The organism is Pseudoalteromonas sp. R86517, from assembly GCF_042466295.1.
Lineage (GTDB): Bacteria > Pseudomonadota > Gammaproteobacteria > Enterobacterales > Alteromonadaceae > Pseudoalteromonas > Pseudoalteromonas atlantica.
In genome coordinates, this window is the sequence record NZ_JAXHCB010000001.1 from 315,394 (window position 1) to 337,986 (window position 22,593).

The window sequence follows — 22,593 nt, forward strand, 5'->3', positions numbered from 1 at the left end:
CTATTTATTGCGTAACTACTTATTTATTATTGGCAATTACCATTTTTTTGCTGCTCAGCAGCGTCATAAACTCTTTTTTAGGCACTGGCTTTGAAAACAAATAACCTTGCCCGTAGTCGCATCCTGCTTTTAGTAGTAGTTGCATTTGTTGCTGCGTTTCAATCCCTTCGGCAATAACTTTTAGGCCAAGCTGGTGGGCCATTACAATAATGGCTTCACATAAAGCAAGCTCTTGGCTCCCTGCTTTAATATTATCAATAAAGCGTTTATCTATTTTTAGGTAATCGGTATCCATTTCTTGCAAGTACGCGAGCGATGAATAGCCGGTGCCAAAGTCATCTAGCGCTAATTGCACACCTGACTGGACTAATGTTTTTAAGCGACTTTGAGTTAGTGGCTCTGGGTTAACCATAAGGCCTTCTGTGATCTCAGCCACAATAGAGGAGGCGGGTAGTTTGGCTGCTTTTAAAATCTCACACCAATCGTCAATTCCGCTATCGATTGTTGATAACTGCACAGGAGAGACATTTATACTAATTTGAAATTGCTCCCCCATGGTGGTGTTTATTTCTTTTAGGGTGTGTATTGCTTGTGTAAATACAAATTGGCCCAGCGCATTTATTTGCCTAGTTTCCTCAGCAAGCGGTATAAACGTCGCCGGCGAGACTAACCCCTTTTTAGGGTGGTGCCAGCGAATAAGCCCTTCGGCTTTATGAATGTGCAAATCGTTTAATGCCACAATAGGCTGATAAAATAGCTCAAATTGTTCAAGCTCTATGGCGGAGCGTAAATCTTTTAATAGCTGCATACGCGCTTGTGCATGAATACGCATATCTTTTGAAAAAAACTCAAACCCATTACGGCCGTTATTTTTAGCTTTATACATGGCTTGGTCGGCAGCTTTTAATAGCAGCTCTGTACTTTGGCCATCGCTAGGTGCGCATGCAATGCCGATACTAGCGCTAATAAATAGCTCCTCGTCTTCAAGCTGTATACTTGATGAAAGGCTTTGCAATATATTGCTGGCAATTTGGTTTATATGGCGACTGCTTTTAACATGGTCGTATACAATCACAAACTCATCACCGCCAATACGCGCGACAAAACTGGCGTTTATTGCAGCTTGAATTATCCGTTGAGAAACTAACTTAAGTAGATTATCGCCATAATGATGGCCTAACGTGTCATTAATATCTTTAAAGTGATCAATATCGAGCAGCATCACAACAAGTTCGCATTTGTCGCCTGTTACTTCTTCAAAACGCTTATTTAAACGCTCTTTAAGCTCAAGCCTATTTGGTAAATCAGTTAAGTGGTCGAAGTGAGTTTTTCGCCATATGGTTTCATCGGCTTGTTTTTTTTCTGTTAGGTCGGTAAAAATGGCCACCCGGCGAGTAGGCATGTTTTTATCATCGTAAACGGTATCTATGATCAGAAACTCGGTATAGGTGTCGCCATTTTTTTTACGATTAATTATCTCACCCTGCCAACGGCCAGTTTCTCTGAGCTCTGCCCACATTTTTTCATAAAAAGCTTTTGAATGTTTGCCAGATGCTAAAATACGGCTGGTTTTACCTATCGCTTCTTCTTTGCTGTATTGGGTTGTTTCGCAAAACGCAGGGTTTACGTCATAAATAATGCCGTCGGGGTCTGTAATCATCATCCCTTCACTACTATTACTGTAAACAAGCGACGCTAAATGAAGTGCTTTTTCGTTGACCTTTTTCTGGCTTATATCCCTAAGAACAATAATGTATTCATTATTAGTGAGTGCATTGGTTCTTGCCTCAAAAAAGTGCTCTTTAGATTTTTTAAACAATGTAAACTCAATGGTTTGTGAACCCTCTAAAGTACCTAATTGAGAAAGCAGTAACTCTGCGTTGGCCTCAGAGAGTACATCAACTAATTTTAAAACTTTGCCTGTCTCAACGTTTAGCACAGGGCTAATATAGCCGCCAATATAAAGGATTTTGCCTTGGGCATTTATACGTATGTAGGTATCGGGTAAAGCATTTAATAAGCTCATTAACTCGTTGTGCTTATTTTTTAATTTAGCCTCTGCAGATAACCGGGTTTGTGCCATAACAGCAAAACGGTCATAAAGCGCACGCAGCTCTGGGCTGTTAGGCTTTTTAATATGTTTTGGCATAGTGCCATTTGCCAGTTCATCTGTGGCTTTGGTTAAATTAGCGATAGGCTTAAATATACTTTGTTTAATTAAGCGCCTAGCGAGCAACACCAACAAGGCAATAGCCGATAAAAACGCAAAAATAGTTTTAGCAAAGTTTTTATTAACTGTATTAATAAAGTCTTCAACCGAAACGGCTATATAAATATCTAAATTATTATCATGGTCGTCTTCGTATATAACTGAGCGATGAAAAACCTGGTTTTCGCCTTCTGCATTTTTAAACACGGTTAACGAGCTTTTATCGTGAAGTAAATCTATGTCGGTAATTTTTTGGCCTAAATTACGTGGTTGATTAGGGTAGTTGGCCAGTATTAAGCCGTTAGAGTCGGCAATAACGGCCTTGGCATTGTTAGGTAATTTTGCTTCGCTTAAGGCGATATTCCACCAATTCAATGCAATAACGGTAACTAGTGTGCCTTTTAATTGGTTATTACTATCTATAATTGGGTAGGCAAAATTGACACTTTGCGCTTGAATACTTCGGTCGTATTGAAAATACCCCACCGAAAAACTTTTATTACTAATGGCATTTTGAAAATAAGTACGATCGCTAATATTAATATTTTTACTACGACCATTTGTCACGCATTGTAGGTCGCCGTTTTTATCAACAATACCTATATTTGCAATATTCTGGTGAAGGGCTTTTATTTCATAAAAATAGTTAGGGCAAGTTGTGGGGAGTGTTTCATTTTTTGCAGTTTTATCGGCTAAATAAATAGTAATACGTTTAACATCATCAACCATGATTTTTTGATGTTGTGTCAATTGCTTAGCGATATTTACTATTCTTTCTTCACTTTTTTCTATGGCAGCATCACGCTCATACCATAGCGTAAATACCGTCACAGCGGCGCCGGGAATGCTAAGTAGGATGAGTAGCCTATACAGCTGACTTTTAAGCGATGAAGTAAAAATAAGTTTTCCTTAAGCTCTGCGTCCCTAAAAAGTGATTGTAGACATAAAAGCCAAAAATAACCATACAAAATATAGGGTTGCACTAAAAAGTTATTAGAAATCAGCTTAAGTCTGTGTTTTTAATCATGAAGCTTATTATGCCAAATAAACGAATTATCAAAATAAGCACTCAACTTTCTAAAAAATAGAATGTTTTGCTCGATTTAAAGACATAGTCGTATTGTTTTATGAATGCTTTAATAAGCTCATTAATTAATCTACTACAGTATTTTAAATATGAACATAGCAAAAGTGTTAACTGCTTACGCCACCCAAGATGGTGATGGTGTAAACATAAGTCGAATACCTGGTTTTGATGGCAAATATCTCGACCCTTTTTTAATGATTGATGAGCTAAAGTCTAACAATGAAAGTGACTATATTGGTGGCTTTCCACCGCACCCTCATCGCGGCATTGAAACCTTTACGTACATTATTAAAGGTGGCTTTGAACACCAAGATCAAATGGGTAACAAAAAAGCGATCCGATCTGGTGATGTACAATGGATGAGTACAGGTAGAGGCGTAATGCACAGTGAAATGCCACTAACAGATGCAAAAGAGGGGCTGCATGGCTTTCAAATTTGGATCAATATGCCCAGTGGCGAAAAAATGCGTGCGCCACGTTATCAAGATACTACACAAAATCCAGCGCCTGAAGTCACTAACAAGCACGGCGTGAGCTTTAGCGCACTTGCGGGTAATTGGCAGTTTGAAGATTGTACGTTAACGTCGAGTTTGCAAAGCTTAGCGGCCAATGCTGCACTGGCCAATGTTACTCTCCCCGTTAATACACGCATGCAGTTAGCAGGGCTTAAACAACGTAAAGTGATGATTTATGTTCATACAGGTGAGCTTATTACAGGTGACGAGCAAACATTTAATGCTGGCAAGTTGCTTATATTAAGTGAAAACAGTGACATTGATATATCTTCACAAAAGGGGGCGGGGATACTTATTTTAGCGGGTGACCCACTTGAGCAACCTATTGCACATATGGGCCCATTTGTAATGACCACGCAAGAGGAAATTAAACAAGCGGTGCGTGATTATCAAAACGGTGAATTTGGCAACATTTAATAGTTAAATGAGGAGGTTATTATGGGTTTATTAGTTGATGGCCAATGGCAAGACAAATGGTACGACACCGACTCGAATAATGGTAAATTTAAACGCGAAGCAGCGCAGCTTCGTAATTGGATCACAAAAGATGGCAGCCCTGGTCCTACAGGAAGTGGTGGGTTTAAGGCGCAAGCAAATCGCTACCACTTATATGTTGCCTTAGCGTGCCCGTGGGCGCACCGCACACTTATATTCAGACAGCTAAAAGGCCTAAGTGATATTATTAGCGTATCGGTAGTCAGCCCAGATATGTTAGATAAGGGGTGGAGCTTTGATAAAGATAACCTCAGTAGCGGCGATGATTTATTTAATAGTGAATACTTACATCAAATTTATACTAAGCACGATGAAAATTACAGTGGGCGAGTAACTGTGCCTGTGCTTTGGGATAAGCAGCAAAATAAAATTGTTAGTAATGAATCTGCAGATATTATTCGTATGTTTAATACCGCATTTAATGAAATTACGAATAATACGGATGACTATTACCCACAATCACTACAAGCTGATATTGATGAAATTAACGACCTTGTTTATACCAATATTAATAATGGGGTATATAAAGCGGGTTTTGCAACCACACAAACAGCATACGAAGATGCATTTACTGCGTTATTTAAAGCACTTGATAAAGTAGAGGGCATACTAAGTAAAAATCGCTACCTGATGGGGAGCACATTAACTGAAGCGGATTGGCGTTTATTTACCACACTCATTCGGTTCGATAGCGTGTATGTAGGGCATTTTAAGTGTAATTTACGCACCATTGAAAGCTACCCAGCGCTGAGTAACTATGTACGTGAGTTATACCAAATAGAGGGAGTAGCCAGTACGGTTAACCTTGAGCATATTAAGCGGCATTACTATTTTAGCCACACAATGATCAACCCAACGCAAATTATACCAAAAGGGCCGGCGTTAAACTTTAGCCAAAACCATAATAGAGACGAGTTGGGCTAAGAGGTATTAGAAGGCATTAAAGTAAGCGGCAATTGCACTTTTAAAAAAGCTTTTATAAATGCAATTGCTGCTATGCAAATAACTTTACCAGCCAGCCGTATTTTCGCACAAAGCTCGTTTCGCTTTTGCCAGCTTGAACCGTTGCTCCGGCTAAAAAGGCTGATGCCAATCCTACCTTGGTGGCTGCAAAGCGCTTAAAGCGGTACTTTATTGCTGCATGGTGCTGGCGCTTTAATGCATGCTGTAAATCCATTTGCTTATTTAACGTGTCAACGTTCTCATTGGGTTCTTTAATTAGAAAATTAACGAGCATGGTTATTTCCTTATAGATTTAAAAGTTGCTTCACACTTTTAATCGTTTTACTAAAGCCAATTTTATTGCTTAGGTATACGGTATTTCGCCAAAGCCAAATTAAACAAATTATTTGCGCGAGTGCAGCAGTAGCAAAGCTAAGCCAAACCGAGCCAAATAAATCATATACACCGTAGCCAATTGCACCTAGTAAGCCGGCCCACAACAAAATCAAACCACTGGCAAAACATCCTAAAAATATAGTGATCAACGCCATTGATCGTAACGACAGCTTCCACTCAGCTTTTGCAAGTTGGTGGGTAAGCTTTCCTTGCGTTTTATAATCCTCCTTGAGCTGGTTAGAGTATTCAATGATCTTTGCTATATGATCCTGCCAATCATCCTTTTGGCTAGGGTCATCTGTTGTTTGATTTTGAGCATTACCGTCCGTGGTTGCTGTTGTTTGTGAGCTACTCATTATTTATTACTTACGACGAAATAGTGACGTTACAAGCATACCCGCCGCAAAAGCAATACCCGCTGTTGCTAGCGGATTTTCTGAGGCAAAAGCACGCGTTTTTGCGCTGCACTCAGTTAGTTTTTCACGAGCAATAAGTTGTTTTTCGCTTAGTGCTTCTGCAGAGCTTGAAGCGCCTTTACGTACGCTTGACTCAGCAACTGATGCCTTGCTTGAAAGTGCATCTACTGCATCGTGTGCTACAGACGTTGCTTTTTCAGTCAACGGTGCCTCACTCTCTTTTTGTTTAAGATCAGGTTTCATGTTTGTTTCAGTATTCGGTTTTGTATTTGTTGCAGTAGCCATAATCAATCCTTAATAAATAAAATAAAAAATTTAACTGGTGCTATAGCAGATGCAACGATTAAACCAACCATTAAAAATAATATAACCAATTGATTTTATTAATTTTATATATTTAAGGTAGGGTGCGTAAGATTAAATAAAAAGCAGTATGAAGTAAGTATTGCTGCTGTGCTAAGTAAATTTTACATGCCTATAAACCTAGGGCCTGTTTACCTTTCGAGATTTAATTTGCAGCAGTCTGTTTGGGATTTAGGCAAGGTAGAGCCTATGTAGTGTGGTTATTCCCCATAAATAGGCGATAACGATGTATAAATGTCAAACAGGCGCTGCCCGAAGGGTTCTGCCTAGGGGGCATTTACTCTTTGTTACTCGGTTTTTACTTAGCCCACTAGGTTACAAACCTCACGCCGCGATTAAATACCCCCTAGATTGAACAAATTATAATCCTTAAAGGTCAACAGGCCCTAGATTCATTTTTTTGTAATTATTCATTGATTATTCAGTAAGCAAATTATGTAAACCAAACGTTATTAGTATCGCTTAAAAAAAATTTTATCTACTACCTCCACTTTTTCCCACGTAATTCAATCGCTTTGCGTAAAGCCTTATTTTTTCTAGCTTAGCGAGACGTTAAAGCTGGTCAGCTTACTTGACAAAAAGGCTTGTCAAGCCCTAAACTGGAGCACTGTGGTAAAAAGTGGTTTTTAGTGGATCTAACTGGATCAAATTAATCGAAACTCGATTACACAATTTAAAAGTAGGCTTTTTATGTTTCGTGGCGCTAGTTCACTGAGCTTGGATGATAAAGGACGTTTTGCGGTACCGACTAAGTACCGAGACGCTTTGCTGTCTGAAGATCAAGGAACGGTAATATGTACCATTGCGCTAAACGAGCCGTGTTTATGGTTGTATCCTCTTGCACAGTGGCAAGAAATAGAAAGCCGCTTATCTAAAATCTCTAATATGAATCCACGCGCTCGCCGAATGCAACGTATGTTGTTAGGTAATGCCACAGAGTATCAACTTGATAAAAATGGTCGAATTTTGCTGGCGCCTTCATTGCGTAGCCACGCAGAACTTGGCAAAAAGATCATGCTAGTTGGTTTAATGAATAAATTTGAAATTTGGGATGAAGCGCGTTGGCACGAACAAATGCGCCAAGACACTGAGTTGGAAAGGCTCGGCGATTTTGAAGCAAACCAAGATTTAGATAATTTCACACTCTAACGGCACTAAAAAAGGCAAACACAAGCTAATGACTGCGCAATTTGAACACGTATCCGTATTAATGGACGAAACCATCGATGCTCTTGCAATTAAGCCAGACGGCATATACATGGATGGTACTTTTGGACGTGGCGGACACTCAGGTCAAATACTTGCTCGACTTGGTGAGCAAGGGCGTTTACAGGCCATTGATCAAGACCCACAAGCAATAAAATCGGCTGAAAAATTTGCCGATGACGCACGCTTTGCTATAGCTCACACCCGCTTTTCTAACTTATACGATGTTGCAGAGCAAAACGATCTGTTAGGTAAAGTTGATGGCATTTTATTAGATATTGGCGTGTCCTCACCCCAGCTTGATGACGCAGAGCGTGGCTTTAGCTTTATGAAAGACGGCCCTCTTGATATGCGCATGGACCCAACAAGTGGGCGCAGTGCAGCGCAGTGGCTAGCCGAAGCTGAGCTTGAAGACATTACCCATGTAATTAAAACCTACGGTGAAGAAAAATTTGGTAAGCGTATTGCCCACAAAGTACTAGAGGTAAGAGAGCACACGCCAATTACCACAACCAAGCAACTTGCCGATTTAGTCGATGAAGCGGTGCCCGTAAAAGATAAATTTAAACACCCAGCCACACGTACATTTCAGGCAATCAGAATTTACATAAACAGTGAACTGGAAGAAATTCAAACCGCACTGCAAGCCGCTGTAAAAGTATTAAAGCCAGGTGGACGTTTAGTGGTTATTTCGTTTCATTCACTTGAAGACAGGATAGTGAAGCAATTTATTAGAAAACAGAGTAAGGGAGAAGCGATACCCAGAGGTCTGCCTTTAACCGACGCACAAATAAATAAAAACCTGACGTTAAAAGCAGTGGGTAAAGCTATTAAACCAAGTGCTGAAGAAATTGAGCGTAATCCACGCTCTCGCAGCTCAGTACTTAGGATTGCACAGAGGCTTGGATGAACACTAAAGCGAATCATCGCCAACCCAATTTATTTTTAGAAATATTAAAAGGCCTAGGAGCTAACAAGCTAACCTCGGCCTTGTTGGTTGTGATATTCGCTTCAAGCTTTGCAGTAGTACAGGTTACGCACTCGGCTCGCGCGCAGCTAATTAAGCAAGATACGCTGCTACAAGAGCGAGATGAGCTCGACCTTGAATGGCGTTATTTACTTGTAGAAGAAGAGTTTTATTCGCAGCATGCGCGCATTGAAGAAGTTGCTACCACGCAGCTTCAAATGAAGCGCCCTACCAGTCAGGATGAACAGGTAATAATAATACAATGAGAAATCGCGGCAAAAAACAGGTCAATAACTTAATCACATGGCGCTTTATGTTGGTGTGCACTGTGGTGTTTTTAGTGTTTGTAACACTGGTGTCGCGTGCTGCCTATTTACAAGTTATTGAGCCAGATAAAGCCCGTTCAGAAAGCGATAAACGCACCGTTCGTGTAGAAAAACTACATGTACAACGCGGTATGATCTTCGATCGTCAAGGCAAAGAGCTTGCTGTAAGTGTGCCTGTAGTCAGTGTGTATGCCGATCCTAAAGCATTACATAAGTCACTTGTTGCCAAAGTTATAAAACAAGCACGTAAAAACGGTGAAGATCATAAAACGCTTGCAGAAAATGCCGCTGAGCTTGATAAGCGTACTTCTGTTTATTATGAAAATGATCTGCGTTGGCGTGAGCTGGCAGATGTATTACGTATCGATCCTAAAAAAATAAATTCGCGTTTATTAAATGATCCCACCCGTCGTTTTGTGTATTTAAAGCGCCAAGTTACACCGGCGGTTGCCAACTACATTAGCCAATTACGCTTACCTGGTATTCATTTGTTAGATGAGTCTAAACGTTATTACCCTGCAGGAGAGGTAACGGCCCACATTATTGGTTTTACAAACATTGATGGAAAAGGCATAGAAGGCATTGAAAAACTCTACGAAAATGCCTTAACAGGCGAAGAAGGCCGTCGCACTATTCGTAAAGATGCCCAAGGCCGCGAAGTTGAAGTATTAGATGAGCGTGAGCGTGTAGAGCCTGAAAACATTCAGCTGAGTATTGATCAACGTATCCAAGCAATTGCTTATAAAGCAGTAAAATCTGCTGTACTCACATATAAAGCGACATCGGGGTCGGCCATGGTGGTTGATGTTAAAACCGGTGAAGTTTTGGCCATGGTAAATAGCCCATCATTTAATCCAAATAATTTGAACGATGCACAACCACATAAACGCCGTAACCGCGCAATTACCGATTTGTTTGAACCAGGCTCAACCGTTAAGCCACTAGCCATTTTAGCTGGGCTAGACTACGGCGCAATTAAAGCCGACGACACCATTGATACCTACCCAGGTTGGATGCGTTTAGGCGGCAGTTTAGTAAAAGATACCCGTAACCACGGTGAAATGACGCTTCGCGAAATTTTAAAGTATTCATCAAACATGGGCGTGGCGAAGGTAACGCAGCAAGTACCTAAAGATTACTTAGTTGGCTTATATCAAAAAGTGGGCTTTGGTAGCGATACCGGCACAGGCATGGTTGGCGAAAGTAGTGGTTTATTTTATCCAAACCGCCGCTGGTCTGACTTTGAAATTGCCACGTTATCGTTTGGTTATGCTATTTCGGTAAGTACGGCGCAAATGGCCCGCTTTTACACCATGTTAGGTGCCGGTGGGATTAATCGTCCGTTAACGATTTTAAAGCAAGACGGTGTGCCAGAAGGCGAGCGTATTTTTAAACAAAAAGACGTAGAAGCCGTTGTTCACATGATGGAAAGCGTGTTTGAAAAAGACGGTACAGCCCGAAACATAAAAGTAGATGGCTACCGTGCGGCAGGCAAAACCGGTACTTCTAAAAAGGCGGTTGCTGGTGGTTACGGTGATGAATACGTAGGTTATTTTGCAGGTGTAGCACCGGCAAGTAATCCACGCTTGGCTGTGGTAGTGATGATAAATGAGCCCGGTGGCGATGTGTACTATGGAGGTGCCACCGCAGGCCCTGCATTTGCAGAAATCGTCTCTAACGCATTAAGAATATTAAACGTAGCCCCTGATAAGGAAGAAGTGGCTTACGTAAAAGGTAAAGATAACGATGCGTGATTTAAAGGCTATTTTAAAATACATCGACATAGATGCACCTTCGCAGCTAGTTAAAGATTTACGCCTTGATAGCCGTGATGTAACCCCTGGCGATGTATTTGTGGCTATAAAAGGCCATGCGCTTGATGGCGGACAGTTTATTGCCAAAGCAATTGAAAACGGCGCTACAGCCATTATTGCCGATAGGCTGTGCGAATTTGATGTTACTTTTGAGCCACTGTATTTAGTAACCGAGCTTGATAAAAAACTCCCAGAACTGGCGAGTCAATTTTATGAAAATCCAAGCCAATCTCTCGATTTAATTGGTGTAACGGGCACTAATGGTAAATCTACAACAACGGCTATGATGGCGCATTTAGCGCAGTTTTGTAGTACCCCTTCGGCCATTATAGGCACATTAGGTTACGGCCACCCTGATACACTTACGCCACTTATTAATACCACGCCTTCGGCTGTTGACTTGCAGCACATATTGCATGACTTAAAACAGCAGCATAAAAAGCTTGTGGCGATGGAGGTTTCATCGCACGGGTTAGTGCAACAACGTGTGGCACAATGCCAATTTAAAGCGGCGGTATTTACTAATTTATCGCGCGATCACCTTGATTACCATGGCGATATGACAAGTTATGGCGACGCTAAGCTTATGCTGTTTCGCGATTTTGACCCACAGTTAGTGGTGCTTAATCAAGACGATGGGCAAGCAGAGCAATGGCTTGAAAAATACAGTTTTAATAATCTTATTTGTTATGGTCGTAAAAATTTAGCGCCTAAAAATGCACAATATGTGTATTTTTCTGATGTTGAGTATTCTAAAAATGGCATTTCGGCGCAATTGAGCACAAGTTGGGGTGATATTAGCGTAACATCGCCTCTATTTGGTGAGTTTAACTTATATAATTTAACTGCGGCACTGGCAACATTGTTGGGGCTAGGTTATCCGCTTGAGCAGTTAGCCGCCGGATGCGCGCATTTGCAACCCGTTGCTGGGCGTATGCAAGCGTTTAGCGAAGTTAATTTACCCACGTGCGTTGTTGATTACGCCCATACGCCAGATGCACTTGCTCTGGCTTTACAAGCATTGCAAAAGCATGTGCCTGGTGGGGTTAGTTGTGTTTTCGGTTGTGGCGGCGACAGAGATAAAGGCAAGCGTGCCTTAATGGCGCAAGCAGCAGAGCAAAATGCAGATAAGGTTATTGTTACCAGCGACAATCCGCGTTCAGAAAACCCAGATGCTATTTTGGCAGATGTGGCAGCGGGTTTATCGCAGCCTGAAAAAGCCCATTTAGAGGCTGACAGAGCAAAAGCCATTCGCTATGCAATAGAAAATGCAAATGCGGATGACGTTATTTTAATTGCCGGCAAAGGCCACGAGGATTACCAAATTATTGGCGATCAACGTATCGACTTTTGCGATCGCAGTTATGTAAAAGAACAACTAAAAAAAGCAGTAAGAGGGATAACTCAATGATCCCAATGGACTTTGATTGGCTGGCAAATGTGTTAGCAACCGATTATCAAGGTGATAATCTCAATGTAGTAAATATTAATACCGATACCCGCAGCATTTGCGACGGTGAGGTGTTTTTAGCTTTAAAAGGGCCTAATTTTGATGGCCATAAATTTATTGCTGACGCTAAACAAAAAGGCGCTATTGGCGTTATTGTTCAGCATAAAGTAGATGTAGATATTGTGCAGTTTGTTGTTAGCGATACCCGTATTGCATTAGGTAATATAGGTGCGGCGGTTATGGCGCAGGTTAACCCTAAAACCATTGCCATTACGGGCAGCGTGGGTAAAACAACGGTAAAAGAAATGTGCGCTGCTATTTTATCGGTGCACGGAGATGTGCTTGCTACAAAAGGTAATTTTAATAACGATATTGGCGTACCACTTACGCTATTACGTTTAGAGCCGCAGCACCGTTTTGCTGTTATAGAGCTTGGCGCTAATCATTTAGGCGAAATTGCTTACACTACCGCCATGGCAAAACCCGATGTAGCTGTGGTGTGTAATGTGGCCGCTGCGCATTTAGAAGGCTTTGGTAGCCTAATGGGAGTTGCTAAGGCAAAAGGTGAGATTTTTGATGGCCTAAAAGACGATGGCGTTGCCATTGTTAACTGCGATAGCGAATTTAGCCAATACTGGCTTGATAAATTAAAAGGGCGCACTGTTAAGTGTTTTTCAAGTACTGAAAAACTTGATATTTGGGCTGAAAATATCAGCCTAGACGAAAACGCTCGCGCGAGCTTTTTATTGTGTACACAAGATCAAAAAGTACCAGTAACGCTTGCTCTTCCTGGTAAGCACAACGTGAGCAATGCGCTTATTGCCGCGGCTTTAACCAGCGAGTTTGATGTATCACTTGAAGAGATAGCCACCGCACTTGCCACCATGGGCGATGTGAAGGGGCGGGTAAATTTAATAAAAGTAACTGATTCACTGACTGTTATTGATGATACCTACAATGCAAATGTTAAGTCGGTAAAAGCAGCAATTGATTTATTAAGTGATATTCAAGGGCACCGTATTTTAGCACTGGGCGATATGGGAGAGCTTGGTGAGCAAGCCAGAACTTATCATCAAGAAGTAGGCGAATACGCAAAACAACAAGGCATTGATGAGCTGTATACGCTGGGTGTGTTAAGTAAATACGCAAGCGATGTATTTGATAAGCCAAACCGTCATTTTTCTAACCGAGAAGAGATGCTCAAGCAAATTCAAACCAGTCTTAATAACACAAACAATAAAACCACGCTTGTGGTGAAAGGATCGCGCAGTTCTCGCATGGAATTATTAGTAACCGATTTAGTAAATGGCCAGCAACAAGCCATCAATGGAGTATCATAATGTTAGTTTGGCTGGCAGAGTATTTAACCCAATATTACAGTGGCTTTAATGTTTTTTCGTATTTAACCCTACGTGCCATTTTAGGCATATTAACAGCGTTAATGATGTCGCTTTATTTTGGCCCTAAGCTCATTCGTTCGTTACAAAAAATGCAAATTGGCCAAGTAGTGCGAGATGATGGCCCAGAATCTCACTTATCTAAAAAAGGCACTCCTACTATGGGAGGCTTACTTATTTTAGGCGCCATATTTACCAGCACCTTATTATGGGCTGATTTATCAAACAAATACGTATGGGCAACCTTATTTGTAATTGGCTCATTAGGTTTAGTGGGCTTTATAGATGACTACCGCAAAGTAATACGTAAAGACCCTAAAGGGTTAATTGCTAAATGGAAGTATTTTTGGCAATCGGTTATTGCTCTAGTGGTGGCAACTGCACTGTATGCAACGAGTACACAAGCGTCAGAAACCTCACTTGTTGTGCCATTTTTTAAAGATGTATTGCCACAATTAGGCTTGTTTTACATTGTAATTACTTACTTTGCATTAGTAGGCACTTCAAACGCGGTAAATCTGACTGATGGCTTAGATGGCCTGGCGATTGTGCCGACTATTTTAGTGGCTGCTGCACTGGCGATAATTGCTTATTTAACCGGTAATATTAACTTTTCGGCTTACTTACATATCCCGCATTTACCGCTTGCTAGTGAGCTGGTGGTTGTGTGTACCGCTATTGTTGGCGCTGGGTTAGGCTTTTTATGGTTTAACACTTACCCAGCACAAGTGTTTATGGGTGATGTAGGGTCGCTGGCACTTGGCGGCGCGCTGGGCATTATTGCTATTTTAGTACGCCAAGAGCTACTGCTTATTATTATGGGCGGTGTGTTTGTAATGGAAGCTTTATCGGTAATTTTACAAGTGGGCTCATACAAATTACGCGGACAGCGCATTTTTAGAATGGCGCCGATTCATCATCATTACGAGCTAAAAGGTTGGCCAGAGCCACGTGTTATTGTGCGCTTTTGGATAATTTCAATTGTGCTAGTACTTGCTGGCCTTGCGACATTAAAGATTCGATAAATGCAGTATTTAAACGAGATAAAAAACAAACATATAACAGTGCTCGGACTCGGTGTAACCGGTCTGGGCATTGTGCGTTTTTTATTATCTCATGGTTTTGCACCAAAGGTCGTTGATAGCCGGGTTGCGCCACCAGGTATGGATTGGCTAAGCGAGCATGCTCCTGAGCTTAATACGCATTTTGGTGATTTAGCCAGCGCCGCGCTTTGTAAAACCGATATGATCATCATAAGCCCTGGGCTTAGCTTAAAAATTCCCGCAATTGCTCAAGCAATAGAGTCAGGCGTTGAAGTAATTGGTGATGTAGAGCTGTTTGCTCGTATAAATACAAAACCGGTTGTTGCTGTTACAGGCTCTAATGGTAAATCAACCGTTGTTACCTTAGCCTACGAGGTATTAAAAGCAGCAGGTTATAAGGTGGCATTAGGTGGCAATATTGGCACTGCGGTATTGGATTTACTAAGTGATGATTTTGACGTGTATGTGCTGGAGCTTTCGAGTTTTCAGTTGGATACCTGCTCAAGCTTAAAACCAATAAGCGCAGCGGTATTAAATATATCTGAAGATCATTTAGATCGTTACGACAGCTACCAAGCTTATATCGACTCTAAATTAAGCATTTATAACAATGCTGAGCTTTTAGTAACCAACGCAGATGATATTCAAACTAAGCCTATTAGTCGCGCTTTAGCGCCGCAAATGAGCTTTGGCACCGACCACGGTGATTACCACTTAGCTGAGCGCAATAATGAGCTGCACTTTATAGTAAAAGGCGAGGCGTACTTACCTGTTAGCACGCTTGCGGTCGTTGGTAAGCACAATTACTTAAATACACTTGCGGTTATGGCGTTATTAAGCCCGTTTGATATTAGCAAAGAACAGTACGCAGCGGCGCTTTGTCAATTTAATGGTTTAGCGCACCGTTGCCAGTTTGTTGATGAGCAACATGGTGTTCAATACTTTAACGACTCTAAAGCCACCAATGTTGGCGCCACTATAGCGGCAATAGATAGTTTGGCCTCAGATCACGAAAACCTGATTGTTATAGCCGGTGGTGATGCTAAAGGCGCTGATTTAAGTGCGTTAAAGCCATATATAAAAAGTCATGTAAAAGCGCTTGTATGCTTTGGTAAAGATGCAGCAGAGCTTGCTGCTTTAACGAGTAAATCGCACTTGGTAAACACAATGCAAGAGGCGGTATCGCTCGCGAAAGTACTTAGCAAGCGCGGTGACATTGTATTACTTGCCCCTGCCTGTGCCAGCATTGATATGTATAACAACTACATGCAACGCGGTGATGACTTTGTGCAATGTGTAATGGAAGGGCAATTATGATTGCCTTTGCCGATTTAAAAGAAACACTCACCCCTAAACCCTCAGCACAGCTTTACGATGTGCCACTGCTTTATTGCATGTTAATGCTTATAGGGGTGGGTTTTATAATGGTGACCAGCGCCTCAATGCCCACAGCCGAAAGGCTGTTTGATAACTCATACCATATTACCATTCGCCACAGCATGTTTTTAGCGATGGCATTTGTTTTATTTTGGATTGCCGCCAGCGTGCCTATGGATTGGTGGAAACGCTCAAACCCGTATTTGTTGCTGCTTGGTATGGTGCTACTTATTGCCGTGTTAATAATAGGCCGCGAAGTCAACGGCGCTAAGCGTTGGATACCCATTGGGCCTGTTGGTTTTCAGGTGGCCGAGGCCGCTAAATTATACTTTTTCAGTTATATAGCAGGCTACTTGGTAAGAAAGCGCGAAGAAGTACAAGAAAATATTAAAGGCTTTGCTAAGCCTATCGCTGTATTCGCGGTATATGCCTTACTTATTTTACTGCAGCCCGATTTAGGAACCGTGGTGGTTATGTTTGTAACAACTGTGGGGCTGTTATTTTTGGCCGGCGCAAAGTTATGGCAGTTTTTTGTACTTATTTTAACGGGCGTAGGGCTTGTTGTATTACTGATTATTGTAGAGCCATACAGAATGGCGCGAGTGGTGGGCTTTTTAGACCCTTGGGAAGACCCATTTGGTAAAGGGTATCAGTTAGTGCAGTCGCTTATGGCCTACAGCCAAGGTGGCTGGTTTGGCCAAGGGTTAGGTAACAGCGTGCAAAAGTTACAGTATTTACCCGAGGCACATAACGATTTTATTTTTGCCGTTATAGGTGAAGAGCTAGGCCTTGTAGGTGTAGCAAGTATTTTATGTGTGTTGGCTGTGTTTGTATTTAGGGCGCTTTTAATAGGCCAACAAGCTTTAAAATGTGGCAAAGAATACGAAGGCTATTTTGCGTTTGCTATTGGCATTTGGTTTGCGTTTCAAACCATGGTTAATGTAGGCGCCAGTGCGGGGTTATTACCGACTAAAGGGTTAACCTTGCCGTTTATTTCGTATGGTGGTTCAAGTTTATTAATAATGACGATTGCCACCGGTATTTTATTGCGTGTTGATTTTGAAACTAAAATGGCAACCAAACAAGCCACCTCACGCGGAGGTAAGCGATGAGTAAAAAATTAGTAGTTGTGGCCGGTGGTACAGGTGGGCATATATTCCCAGGTATTGCTGTAGCCGATTATTTAAAAGAGCAAGGCTGGCAAGTAAGCTGGATAGGCACGCCAGACAGAATGGAAGCGGATGTTGTACCAAAGCATAACATTGAAATTGATTTTATTAATGTAAAGGGCGTACGCGGTAATGGCTTAAAGCGTCTTATTAAAGCCCCATTCATGGTACTTAATGCAATATTGCAGGCGCGTAAGGTATTGAAATCTCAGCAACCTGATGTAGTGCTTGCTATGGGCGGCTATGTAACCGGGCCAACCGGCATTGCCGCTAAAAGTTTAGGCATTCCACTGGTGATTCATGAGCAAAATGCAGTGGCAGGAATGAGCAACAAGTGGTTGGCAAAATTTGCTAACAGAGTACTTGCTGCGTTTCCAAGCGCCTTTGCACCAGGGCAAGCCGAATTAGTCGGTAACCCAGTTCGTGCAAGCGTTGCTAATGTAGCTAAACGTGATGTTTCAAGCCCTATTAATATTTTAGTGGTAGGTGGCTCGCTAGGCGCACAAGTGCTTAACCAAACACTGCCAGAGGCGTTTAATTTACTTGCTAAAACAGCGCCAATTAAAGTGTGGCACCAAACAGGTAAAGGCCATATTGAGGGCGTGAAAAGCGCGTATGCGAAAAACAACATTGCAGATGAAGAGCTAAAAGTTGCTGAATTTATAGATGATATGGACGCCGCCTACGCGTGGGCCGATATTGTTATTTGCCGTGCTGGTGCACTGACTGTTAGTGAAATTGCCGCAGCGGGTAAAATGGCTGTGTTTGTGCCGTTTCCACATGCGGTAGACGATCATCAAACCGCCAACGCAAAATATTTAGTAACCGCAAATGGCGCGCTTTTAATGCCTCAGCCGCAGTTTAATAAAGATTCAATAGTTGAGCTATTAAACCCGTATTTGGCAAAGCCTATATTAATTAAACAAATGGCCAGCAATGCTAAGCAGCAAGCCATTTTAGATGCCACAGCAAGCGTTGCCTCGCACTGTGAGCAAGTAACAAATAAGAGAAAATAAGTGAAAGATAAGTCAATACAAGAACAACAAACTCGACCTGCTATGCGTCGAATAGAAACCATCCATTTTATTGGTATTGGTGGTGCGGGTATGGGCGGCATTGCTGAAGTACTGGCTTTTGAAGGCTACCGCATTACAGGCTCAGATATAGCGCACAGCGCAATGACTGAACGCTTAATTAAAGCCGGTGCAGAAGTATTTATAGGCCATCACGAAAACAACGTAAAAGACGCCAACGTAGTTGTTGTTTCAAGTGCTATTGACGAAACAAACCCTGAGATTATTGCTGCAAAAGCAGCGCGTATACCGGTAGTTCGCCGTGCAGAAATGCTTGCCGAATTAATGCGTTTTCGCCATGGCATTGCCATTGCGGGCACACATGGTAAAACCACAACAACCAGTTTAATTGCCAGCATTTATGCTCAGGCGGGGCTTGATCCTACTTTTATTATTGGCGGCTTATTAAATAGCGCGGGCAGTAACGCAAAAGTGGGCAAGAGCGACTTTTTAATTGCTGAGGCAGATGAAAGCGATGCATCGTTTTTGCATTTACAGCCTATGGTATCGGTGATCACCAATATTGAAGAAGATCACATGGAAACCTATGGCGGCAGCCTTGAGAAAATGAAAGACACCTATGTGGACTTTATTCATAACCTGCCATTTTATGGCTTAGCCGTAGTGTGCATAGACTCGCAAGTAGCAAGTGAGCTGATCCCGCGTTTTGGTCGCCCTGTGATCACGTATGGCGAGTCAAAAGATGCCGACTACCGCATGAGCGATTTTAGCCAATCAGCAAGTACTTGTACTTTTACTGTGACACATAAAAGCGGTGAAAGCTTAAGTGCAACGCTTAATATGCCAGGTAAGCACAACGCACTTAATGCCACGGCGGCAATTGCAGTGGCTAAAGATCAAAACATTGCTAACCACGCAATTTTAGAGGCGCTGCAAAAATTTGAAGGCATAGGACGACGCTTCCAGCATTATGGCAACTTTGAAAACGAGCGCGGCAATGTCATGTTGGTGGATGATTACGGACATCACCCATCAGAAGTTGCTGCCACCATTGCAGCGGTACGCGAAGGCTGGCCAGAAAAGCGTTTAGTTATGGTTTATCAACCGCACAGGTTTACCCGTACACGCGATTTATACGAAGACTTTGTAAAAGTATTAGCAGATGTAGATCAACTTTTATTACTAGATGTGTACAGTGCCGGCGAAGAGCCTATTGTTGGTGCAGACAGTAAAAGCCTGTGCCGCAGCTTACGTCAGCGCGGAAAAGAGCCTCTACATGTAGCAACGAGCGCAGAGCTTGCTGGTGTGCTGGCCGATAACTTACAAAATAACGACTTAGTTTTAACGCAAGGCGCTGGTAATATAGGACAATTGGTTAAAACATTAGCGGCAACAGGTATGTCGGTGGAAAAATTAAAGCAAGGTGAAGTATGACGCAAGAAAACGCGCAATTTGGTAAAGTAGCAGTACTGCTTGGGGGTAACTCAGCAGAGCGCGAAGTGTCACTACGTTCAGGGCAAGCGGTGCTTAATGCACTACAAAATGCCGGCGTTGATGCCATTGCTTTTGACCCGCAAAATCGCTCTTTGTGGGAGCTAAAAGAATTACAGGTCGATCGTGTTTTTATTGCTTTGCATGGCCGTGGTGGCGAAGATGGTACAGTGCAAGGCGCGCTTGAATTTATGAACTTGCCATACACGGGCAGCACTGTATTAGGCTCAGCCTTGGCAATGGATAAAGTCCGTTGTAAGCATTTATTTAAATCTGCAGGGCTAAGCACAGCGCCTTATGCAGTTGTTGATGCTAAAAAAGGCTTTGATGCAAAAGCCATTATGGATGAGTTTAAAAAAGTAATGGTTAAGCCATCGCACGAAGGCTCAAGCATAGGTATGGCGCAAGCAAGTACCGCTCAAGAGCTTGAAGATGCCCTTACACACGCTTTTAAGTTTGATAGCCAAGTGTTAGTAGAGCAGTGGATAACTGGGCGCGAATTTACCGTGACTGTATTAGGCGATGAAGTACAGCCTGTGATTGAAATGACGACTCCAAATGGTTTTTACGATTACCAAGCTAAGTATCAATCAAATACAACACAGTATCATTGCCCTGCAGATTTATCGGCGAAAGATACACAGCACTTACAGGCTATCTCGTTAGAGGCGTTTGATTTAGTGGGTGCAAGCGGCTGGGGCCGTGTAGATGCCATGCAAGATGAGCAGGGGAACTTTTATTTATTAGAAGTAAATACAGTCCCTGGCATGACCGAAAAATCGCTGGTGCCTATGGCGGCAAAAGCAAACGGGGCAACATTTGAGCAATTAGTTGTTCGCATTTTGGGGCAAACGCTTTAATATGCATCCCCTTTTAGAAAAAGCTCAACAGTTAAAACAGCAACTTAACTTTAATTGGTCGCTAATTTTTGGTGTGAGCTTTTTTCTGGTGGTAGTGATTGGGCTCGTGCAAATAACTACCGGTGTATCTGATTGGCTAGTAGAGAACAAAGATGCACAAATAAAGCACTTAACAGTGCTAGGAAAGCCCAAATACACTGACGAAAAGGCCATAATAAAAGCAATAAAAAAGGCCGATTTAAGCAGTTTTTTTGAGCTAGATGTAAAACGCGTACAGCAACTGGTAAAAGATTTACCTTGGGTTGCAACCGTATCGGTACGCAAGCAATGGCCCGATACAATACAAGTGTACGTAGTTGAACACGAAGCCGTAGCCCATTGGAATAGCGATTTACTGCTAAACCAAAGTGGCGATGCCTTTGAAGCAAGTAGCGATAAACTCGCCAATGATTTACCGCAACTTTACGGCCCAGAAGGCAGCGAAAAAGAAGCGTGGATTGCCTTTAAGCAGTTTGACGAAATGCTAAAGGTAAATGCATTAACGTTAAAAAGCTTAGCCCTTTCGGAGCGTTTTTCGTGGCAGTTATGGTTAGATAATGGTGTGCGCTTAAATTTAGGGCGCAAAGACAAAGCAAAGCGAGTACAGCGGTTTATAGATGTGTACCCGCGCATGGAAAAGCGTGCAGATGCAGAAATAGATGCAATAGATTTACGCTATGATACCGGCCTTGCAGTTAGCTATAAGCCTGTGCAAGAACAGCAATTACAAAATAAGAGTAAGGCATGACTAAGTCAGCAGAAAGAAACCTAGTGATTGGATTAGACGTTGGTACCTCAAAAGTGGTGGCCACGGTAGGTGAAATCACCGCAGATAACAAGCTCAGCATTGTTGGTGTGGGCAGCCAAGTATCTCATGGTATGGATAAAGGCGGCGTTAACGATTTAAACTTAGTGTCTGAGTCGATTCGCCGAGCAATAGATGAAGCCGAGTTAATGGCTGATTGTCGTATTAGCTCAGTGTACTTAGGGATTTCTGGCAAGCACATACAGTGTCAAAACGAAAGCGGCGTGGTTGCTATCAATAATACAGAAGTAACCGATGAAGACATTGAAAATGTAATTCATATAGCGCGCTCTGTGCCTATTTCGGCCGAGCGTAAAATGCTGCATGCATTACCGCAAGAATACAGCATTGATATGCAAGAGGGCATTAAAAACCCCCTTGGTATGAGCGGTGTACGTATGGAAGCACGTGCACACATTATTACTTGCTCAAACGACATGGCTAAAAACATTGAAAAATGTGTTGAGCGCTGTGGTTTAGAGGTTGATCAGCTTATATTTACCGCACTTGCATCGTGTTACTCGGTTTTAACCGATGACGAAAAAGAGCTTGGTGTAGCGGTACTTGATATTGGTGGTGGTACAATGGATATCACTATTTATATTAATGGGGCATTACGTCATTCTTCGGTTATCCCAGTGGCGGGTAATCAAGTAACCGGTGATATTGCAAAAATATTTCGTACACCTATATCACATGCTGAGTCACTCAAAGTACAATATGCATGTGCAAGTAGCCAAATGGCCAGTAACGAAGACACCATAGAAGTACCAAGTGTAGGCGGGCGACCAGCACGATTAATGTCGCGCCATACTTTATCTGAAGTGGTAGAGCCTCGTTTTAGAGAATTATTTGAACTAGCGATGGAAGAAATTCGTCGCTCAGGTTTAGAAGACCAAATTGCGGCAGGCCTCGTTATTACAGGCGGGACCGCTAAAATGACTGGCGCAATGGAAGTGGCTGAAGACATTTTCCAAATGCCAGTGAGGATAGGCAAACCAATCGGGATAGTTGGTTTGACAGACTACGTAGACGATCCTTCGTACGCAACCGCTGTAGGTTTGTTACAATACGGGCGCACTATGCAATCGATGAATGCACAAAAGTCGAAAGCAGAGGATAATAATAATTGGTGGAACCGCATTACTAAATGGTTCCAAGGCGAGTTTTAAAGTACTCAAGTCGGAGAGTA

Annotated in this window: 20 protein-coding genes; 16 read left to right on the forward strand and 4 right to left on the reverse strand. The window is 42.3% G+C overall.

The genetic code is table 11. The annotated features are described in order from the left end of the window. Positions 1–19: 19 nt before the first annotated feature. The gene (locus tag SJY38_RS01455) at positions 20–3,040 is read right to left on the reverse strand and encodes an EAL domain-containing protein (RefSeq protein ID WP_377109169.1); all 3,021 of its coding nucleotides are present in this window, start codon (positions 3,038–3,040) and stop codon (positions 20–22) included. A 345-nt stretch (positions 3,041–3,385) separates the two neighbouring features. On the opposite strand from SJY38_RS01455, the gene SJY38_RS01460 reads away from it, so the two are divergent. After that, the gene (locus tag SJY38_RS01460) at positions 3,386–4,228 is read left to right on the forward strand and encodes a pirin family protein (protein ID WP_004589127.1); all 843 of its coding nucleotides are present in this window, start codon (positions 3,386–3,388) and stop codon (positions 4,226–4,228) included. Between the two features lie 21 nt (positions 4,229–4,249). Beyond that, positions 4,250–5,230, forward strand: coding sequence for a glutathione S-transferase family protein (locus tag SJY38_RS01465; RefSeq protein WP_282337760.1), 981 nt, complete (start codon positions 4,250–4,252; stop codon positions 5,228–5,230). Between the two features lie 70 nt (positions 5,231–5,300). Here SJY38_RS01465 and SJY38_RS01470 read toward each other — a convergent pair whose 3' ends face one another. From SJY38_RS01470 to SJY38_RS01480, 3 genes are read right to left on the reverse strand one after another with little or no spacing between them, the layout of a single operon-like run. Continuing rightward, the gene (locus SJY38_RS01470) at positions 5,301–5,543 is read right to left on the reverse strand and encodes a hypothetical protein (protein ID WP_004589129.1); all 243 of its coding nucleotides are present in this window, start codon (positions 5,541–5,543) and stop codon (positions 5,301–5,303) included. 10 nt (positions 5,544–5,553) lie between these two features. Further along, positions 5,554–6,000: a hypothetical protein gene (locus SJY38_RS01475; protein WP_055252737.1), complete on the reverse strand. Its 447-nt coding sequence runs from the start codon at positions 5,998–6,000 to the stop codon at positions 5,554–5,556. Positions 6,001–6,006: 6 nt separating this feature from the next. Then, positions 6,007–6,345, reverse strand: coding sequence for a hypothetical protein (locus tag SJY38_RS01480; protein ID WP_004589131.1), 339 nt, complete (start codon positions 6,343–6,345; stop codon positions 6,007–6,009). A 768-nt stretch (positions 6,346–7,113) separates the two neighbouring features. On the opposite strand from SJY38_RS01480, the gene mraZ reads away from it, so the two are divergent. Genes mraZ through ftsA form a run of 14 tightly spaced genes read left to right on the forward strand, consistent with a single transcriptional unit; the run spans position 7,114 to position 22,573 of the window. Further along, positions 7,114–7,572: a division/cell wall cluster transcriptional repressor MraZ gene (gene mraZ / locus SJY38_RS01485; RefSeq protein ID WP_004589407.1), complete on the forward strand. Its 459-nt coding sequence runs from the start codon at positions 7,114–7,116 to the stop codon at positions 7,570–7,572. Between the two features lie 28 nt (positions 7,573–7,600). Further along, on the forward strand, positions 7,601–8,539 hold the full coding sequence (rsmH, locus tag SJY38_RS01490; RefSeq protein ID WP_004589408.1) for a 16S rRNA (cytosine(1402)-N(4))-methyltransferase RsmH: 939 nt from the start codon (positions 7,601–7,603) through the stop codon (positions 8,537–8,539). Further along, entirely contained in the window at positions 8,536–8,862 is a 327-nt protein-coding gene (gene ftsL, locus SJY38_RS01495; RefSeq protein ID WP_024033306.1) for a cell division protein FtsL, read from the forward strand. Before rsmH ends, ftsL begins: the two co-directional genes overlap by 4 nt. Further along, on the forward strand, positions 8,859–10,676 hold the full coding sequence (locus tag SJY38_RS01500) for a penicillin-binding transpeptidase domain-containing protein (protein WP_024033305.1): 1,818 nt from the start codon (positions 8,859–8,861) through the stop codon (positions 10,674–10,676). The genes ftsL and SJY38_RS01500 overlap by 4 nt, the downstream gene beginning before the upstream one ends. Further along, positions 10,669–12,147, forward strand: coding sequence for a UDP-N-acetylmuramoyl-L-alanyl-D-glutamate--2,6-diaminopimelate ligase (murE, locus tag SJY38_RS01505; protein ID WP_248443814.1), 1,479 nt, complete (start codon positions 10,669–10,671; stop codon positions 12,145–12,147). The genes SJY38_RS01500 and murE overlap by 8 nt, the downstream gene beginning before the upstream one ends. After that, on the forward strand, positions 12,144–13,526 hold the full coding sequence (murF, locus tag SJY38_RS01510) for a UDP-N-acetylmuramoyl-tripeptide--D-alanyl-D-alanine ligase (RefSeq protein ID WP_248443815.1): 1,383 nt from the start codon (positions 12,144–12,146) through the stop codon (positions 13,524–13,526). The genes murE and murF overlap by 4 nt, the downstream gene beginning before the upstream one ends. Further along, positions 13,526–14,608, forward strand: a complete 1,083-nt coding sequence (gene mraY / locus SJY38_RS01515; RefSeq protein WP_004589413.1) for a phospho-N-acetylmuramoyl-pentapeptide-transferase — start codon at positions 13,526–13,528, stop codon at positions 14,606–14,608. Before murF ends, mraY begins: the two co-directional genes overlap by 1 nt. Beyond that, positions 14,609–15,943: a UDP-N-acetylmuramoyl-L-alanine--D-glutamate ligase gene (gene murD, locus SJY38_RS01520; protein ID WP_096740166.1), complete on the forward strand. Its 1,335-nt coding sequence runs from the start codon at positions 14,609–14,611 to the stop codon at positions 15,941–15,943. Continuing rightward, entirely contained in the window at positions 15,940–17,115 is a 1,176-nt protein-coding gene (gene ftsW / locus SJY38_RS01525) for a cell division protein FtsW (protein WP_004589415.1), read from the forward strand. The genes murD and ftsW overlap by 4 nt, the downstream gene beginning before the upstream one ends. Beyond that, the gene (gene murG / locus SJY38_RS01530) at positions 17,112–18,188 is read left to right on the forward strand and encodes an undecaprenyldiphospho-muramoylpentapeptide beta-N-acetylglucosaminyltransferase (RefSeq protein WP_096740165.1); all 1,077 of its coding nucleotides are present in this window, start codon (positions 17,112–17,114) and stop codon (positions 18,186–18,188) included. The genes ftsW and murG overlap by 4 nt, the downstream gene beginning before the upstream one ends. 42 nt (positions 18,189–18,230) lie before the next feature. Beyond that, positions 18,231–19,640, forward strand: coding sequence for a UDP-N-acetylmuramate--L-alanine ligase (gene murC, locus SJY38_RS01535; RefSeq protein ID WP_051063459.1), 1,410 nt, complete (start codon positions 18,231–18,233; stop codon positions 19,638–19,640). Further along, positions 19,637–20,557, forward strand: coding sequence for a D-alanine--D-alanine ligase (locus SJY38_RS01540; RefSeq protein WP_377109172.1), 921 nt, complete (start codon positions 19,637–19,639; stop codon positions 20,555–20,557). Before murC ends, SJY38_RS01540 begins: the two co-directional genes overlap by 4 nt. 1 nt (position 20,558) lies before the next feature. Next, complete coding sequence (locus SJY38_RS01545) at positions 20,559–21,344, forward strand: cell division protein FtsQ/DivIB (RefSeq protein WP_377109174.1); 786 nt, start codon at positions 20,559–20,561, stop codon at positions 21,342–21,344. After that, positions 21,341–22,573, forward strand: a complete 1,233-nt coding sequence (gene ftsA, locus SJY38_RS01550; protein WP_004589420.1) for a cell division protein FtsA — start codon at positions 21,341–21,343, stop codon at positions 22,571–22,573. Before SJY38_RS01545 ends, ftsA begins: the two co-directional genes overlap by 4 nt. The last annotated feature ends 20 nt before the right edge of the window (positions 22,574–22,593 follow it).